Genomic DNA, 5269 nt, shown 5'->3' on the forward strand with positions numbered 1-5269 from the left:
ACCGCTTGATTCCGCCCTCCATGTTCACGATCGGTACGCGTCGAGTTCCGACAAGTAGCGGTCCAAACCCTCGAACTTGGTAGTTGCAGCGGGGCTGCCTCGCTCTGAATGATGCGTGACCTGGGCACGAGACCGCCGTGGTCACCTGGCTTTCTGGGTATTCGCGGGATTCGTGATGACCGCCGCCGCGTGTCGAGCACCGGTGGGCTTCCGCATGTTTCCGATGTCAACCTTCGAGATAGCCGACGTGTCGCCCCATAAAGGTGGCCTTCTGTACGGGACGAGGAAGATCCGATCGTCAACATCCCGTCGCAGAGGGCCACCGCATGCTGACACCCAGGTGGAACACGATGATCAGACGGCGTGGGCGAACTCGGTGAAGGCAGTTGATAACTGCGGCAACGGGTCGGCATCGGTCCCGAGTTCGTGGTGGCCACGGCAGATGCTCTGGACGGGGGCGTGCCCGGCTCCGACGGTTGGACGGAGCGGAGGCGTTTCAGCCCGCGTCCTCTCACCGATGCCCTCCGGACAACCCGATCCGGCTGTACCAGTCACCGTCGGTCGGCTCCGATCAGCTCGCATTCCGATTTTTTCAGTACTCCAGGCCACCCCCACCAGCTGGCGCTGCCGCGGTTTCCTTTTCCTCTGGCTTTTCGGCAACGACGGCCTCGGTGGTGAGGAACAGCCCGGCGATGGATGCGGCATTCTGCAGGGCGGAGCGGGTGACCTTGGTCGGGTCGATGATCCCGGCCTCGAGCATGTTGACGTGCTCGCCGGTGGCGGCGTCCAGCCCCCACCCCGGTTGCAGGTTGCGGACCTTCTCGACCACGACGCCGCCTTCCAGACCGGCATTGATCGCGATCTGCCGGAGCGGCTCGGTCAACGCGCGGCGCACCATCTCGGCCCCGGTCCGCTCGTCCTCAGCCACCTCCAGCCCGTCGAAGACAGCCTCCGAGGCCAGCAGCAGAGCCACCCCACCGCCGGGGACGATGCCCTCCTCAACGGCGGCCTTCGCGTTGCGGACCGCGTCCTCGATGCGGTGCTTACGCTCCTTGAGCTCGACCTCGGTGGCCGCGCCGGCTTTGATGACGGCCACGCCACCGGCGAGCCTGGCCAGCCGCTCCTGCAGCTTCTCGCGATCGTAGTCGGAGTCCGACTTCTCGATCTCGCTACGGATCTGGCTGACCCGACCGGCGATCCGGCCCGGGTCGCCGGCGCCCTCGATAATGGTCGTGTCATCCTTGGTAACGACAACCTTGCGGGCCCGGCCAAAGCAGATCGAGGTCGGCGTTCTCCAGCCTGAGACCAACCTCCTCACTGATCACCTGACTGCCCGTCAGAACGGCGATATCGCCGAGCATGGCCTTGCGCCGCTCGCCGAAACCCGGCGCGTTCACGGCCACGGACCGGAACGTACCGCGGATCTTGTTGACGACCAGGGTCGCCAGGGCCTCCCCCTCAATGTTCTCGGCGATGACCAGCAGCGGCCTGCCGGCCTGCATGACCTTCTCCAACAGCGGGAGCAGGTCCTTGACCAGCGAAATCTTGATGTTGGCGACCAGGATGTAGGGGTCCTCCAGGACGCACTCCATCCGCTCCTGATCAGTGATGAAGTACGGCGAGATGTAGCCCTTGTCGAAACGCATACCTTCGGTGAGCTCCAGCTCGAGGCCGAAGGTGTTGCTCTCCTCGACGGTGATGACGCCGTCCCGGCCGACCTTGTCCATCGCCTCGGCGATGATCTGGCCGATCGCGGTGTCCCCGCCGGCCGAGATCGAGGCCGTTGAGGCGATCTGATCCTTGGTTTCCAGCTCCCTGGACAGATTGGCCAGTTCCCCACAGACCCGCTCGACAGCCAGCTCGATGCCACGTTTGAGGGCGATCGGGTTCGCGCCCGCGGCCACGTTCCGCAGGCCCTCATGGACCAGTGCCTCCGCCAGAACGGTCGCCGTCGTGGTGCCGTCGCCGGCCACCTCGTCGGTCTTCTTGGCGACCTCCTTGACCATCTCGGCACCGATCTTCTCATACGGATCTTCGAGCTCGATCTCCCTGGCGATGGAGACGCCGTCATTGGTGATGGCGGGAACGCCCCACTTCTTCTCCAGGACGACGTTGCGCCCCTTCGGACCGAGCGTCACCTTCACGGCGCCGGCCAGCTGGTTCATGCCACGTTCCAGCCCGCGCCGTGCTTCCTCCTCGTAAGCGATGATCTTTGGCATGATGGTTCCCCTGAAGCAGAACGCGACCGGACCCCGCAAACATCGCAGGCCCATCCTCGCGACATGCAACACCCTAATTACAAATCGTTGGTATCGCCTGCTGGCGGGGCAAGCCGACCGGCTGGACAGGCCGGGTCTGCCGGGGTCCCGGTGGAGGGCGCGCTGGCGGGTCCGGGTACCAGGCGCGCTCAATTGTATACCAGGCGCTCAGTCAGCTTTGGCCCTCGGGGCCGGTGCCTTGGCCCTCGGGGCCGGTGCTGATCTCGATGTGCTTGGGCTGGCTCCGCTTGGCCTTCGCCAGCCGGATGGTGAGTACTCCGTCGGCCAGGGTGGCGTGCACCGATTCCGGATCAATGTCACCCGGCACGGCGATGCGGTGCTCGAACCGGCCCACCGGGCGGCTACGGCGGCGCAGTACTCCCGTGCGTTCCCGCTCCTTGATTTCACCGGTGACGAACAGCTCGTTGTCACGCAGGTCTACGGAGATGTCCTCCCGGCGCACCCCGGGAAGATCGAGATCGATCACGAACGCGTCCTCGGTCTCCTCGATGTCGACCGGCTGCACCATGCCGCCCAGCAACCGCGCCGGACGGCCCTCGACGCCGCCTATGACGTCGCCGAGCAGATTGCCCATGCGGGTCCAGGCGTCCTCGATCTCCCGGAACGGATCCCACCGTGCCAGCGTTCCCAGGCCTTCTCCGCGTCGTACGGGCAGTGTCATGATCATCGCTCCTTCCGGCCAGGCCGGCCGGCTATCACCTTTGCGTCCAATTGACTATGCCTTGCCTCTACCCCTGCCTCGCCGTCCCGAAAACTGCGGGCCGCGGCCGAGAGACACCCGGCTGCAGCCGGCTGTAGGCCAGAAATCGGCTGTAGGGCCAGAAACCGGCGCTGCCTGGTGCTGCCCGTCCTGCCGGGCTCAGGCCCCCGGTCCCTGTCCTGACCCGGCCCCGACCGGTGTGGCTCTGCCAGCTCCCCTGGTGCTCCAGCTCCCCCGGTGCTCCAGCTCCCCTGGCAATCAGGACCTACTGGCGATCAAAGCCTTTTCGTGATCCCTTCCTTCGCCTACCGACAAGCGATACTCCGTAGGCAATGCGTTTTGCTGGGAAAATCCTGGACAGGTTCCCTGCTGTGGGGCCGGTTTATCCGCGTGAATCCTACTCACGGCGTGGGAACGCCCGATTCGTCATATGTGCGAGGTTCGCTTCTGGAGGAGCATTCGATGGCGAAGGCAGTCGGCATTGATCTGGGGACGACCAATTCGGTGATCGCCGCCTGGGAGGGTGGCGAGCCGAGGGCCATCCCGAACGCGGAGGGTGCGCGGACGACACCGTCGGTGGTGGCGTTCACCGAGAGCGGTGAACGCCTGGTCGGGCAGCTGGCGCGACGGCAGGCGATCCTGAACCCGAAGGGCACGATCTACTCGGCCAAGCGGTTCATCGGCCGCCGCTATGACGAGGTGACCGAGGAGGCCAAAGCGGTCGCCTTCGACGTCGTCCCGGGCCCGGAGGGCGCCGCCCGGTTCAGGATCCGGGACAAGCTCTACGCGCCGGAGGAGATCAGCGCGCTGGTGCTGCGCAAGCTGGCCGACGACGCCGGGCGGAACCTGGGCGAGAAGGTCACCGAAGCGGTCATCACGGTGCCGGCCTACTTCAACGACGCGCAGCGCACCGCGACGAAGGACGCCGGCCGGATCGCCGGCCTGAACGTGCTGCGGATCATCAACGAGCCGACCGCGGCCGCATTGGCGTACGGGCTGGACAAGGAGGGCCACGAGACCGTCCTGGTCTTCGATCTCGGCGGCGGCACGTTCGACGTGAGCATCCTCGACGTCGGCGACGGGGTGGTCGAGGTCCGGGCCACGGCCGGGGACAGCCACCTGGGCGGGGACGACTTCGACCGCCGGCTGGTCGACTACCTCGCCGACGGGTTCCACCGGGAACAGGGCATCGACCTGCGCCGGGACCCCCAGGCGCTGCAACGGCTGTTCGAGGCCGCGGAGAAGGCCAAGGTCGAACTGAGCTCGGTCACCCAGACCCAGGTGAACCTGCCGTTCATCACCGCCGACGCCACCGGGCCGCGGCACCTGACCACCACGGTCATGCGCTCCACCTTCGAACAGATCACCGCCGACCTGGTCGAACGGACCATGGGACCGGTTCGCCAGGCGATGGAGGACGCCAAGATCAGCGCCGACGACCTCGACGAGGTGATCCTCGTCGGCGGCGCCACCCGGATGCCCGCGGTGCAGGCACTGGTCCGGCGGCTGACCGGCGGCAAGGAACCGAACATGATCGTCAACCCCGACGAGGTCGTCGCCCTGGGCGCGGCGATCCAGGCCGGGGTGCTCAAGGGCGAGGTCTCCGACGTGCTCCTGCTCGACGTCACCCCGCTCTCCCTCGGGGTGGAGACCCGCGGCGGCCTGATGACGAAAATCGTCGAACGCAACACCACGATCCCGGTGCGACGCTCCGAGGTGTTCTCCACCGCGGAGGACAACCAGCCGGCCGTGGACATCGTGGTGCTGCAGGGCGAACGCGAACGCGCCGCCGACAACCGGGTACTCGGCCGCTTCCGCCTGGAAAACATCCGCCCGGCGCCCCGCGGCGAACCGCAGATCGAGGTCACCTTCGACATCGACGCCAACGGCATCCTCAACGTCACCGCCCGCGACAAGGACACCGGAGCCCAGCAGTCGATCACGATCAGTGAGACCTCCAACCTCCCCAAGGAGGAGGTCGAACGGATGATCACCGAGGCGGAACGTAACCGCACCACCGACCAGGCGCTACGCGCCGCAATCGACGCCCGCAACGAGCTGGACTCGGTCGCCTACCGCGTCGAACGGCTGCTGGCCGAACTCGGTGACGCCGCCCCGCCCCACGAGAAGGCCCGCGCCGACCTGCTGGTCGCCGACGCCCGCCAGGCCATCAAAGAGGAGGCTCCGGTGGACCGGGTCCGCGCCCTGAGGTGAGGATTTCCGGTGTGGGCTGGGTCGGTTGCAGGCGTGGCTGTCCGCGCCGGGTGGTCGGGCTCGGCGTCACAGCGTG

General features: G+C 66.8%; 2 protein-coding genes and 2 pseudogenes. 1 reads left to right on the top strand and 3 read right to left on the bottom strand.

Annotation, left to right across the window (positions count from 1 at the left end):
- Positions 1-354 precede the first annotated feature (354 nt).
- The 3 genes and pseudogenes from AC08ON_RS15915 to AC08ON_RS15925 all read right to left on the bottom strand — a co-directional run.
- A pseudogene (locus tag AC08ON_RS15915) lies at positions 355-506 on the bottom strand (IS6 family transposase); the annotation flags it as partial.
- 86 nt (positions 507-592) lie between these two features.
- Positions 593-2219: pseudogene (groL, locus tag AC08ON_RS15920) on the bottom strand (chaperonin GroEL).
- A gap of 211 nt (positions 2220-2430) precedes the next feature.
- Positions 2431-2940, bottom strand: a complete 510-nt coding sequence (locus AC08ON_RS15925) for an Hsp20/alpha crystallin family protein (RefSeq protein ID WP_011436591.1) — start codon at positions 2938-2940, stop codon at positions 2431-2433.
- A 501-nt stretch (positions 2941-3441) separates the two neighbouring features.
- On the opposite strand from AC08ON_RS15925, the gene dnaK reads away from it, so the two are divergent.
- Positions 3442-5193 (top strand): molecular chaperone DnaK, encoded by a 1752-nt coding sequence (gene dnaK / locus AC08ON_RS15930; protein WP_476617250.1) that lies wholly within the window; start codon positions 3442-3444, stop codon positions 5191-5193.
- The last annotated feature ends 76 nt before the right edge of the window (positions 5194-5269 follow it).

Source organism: Frankia sp. CoWAU3 (genome assembly GCF_977971855.1).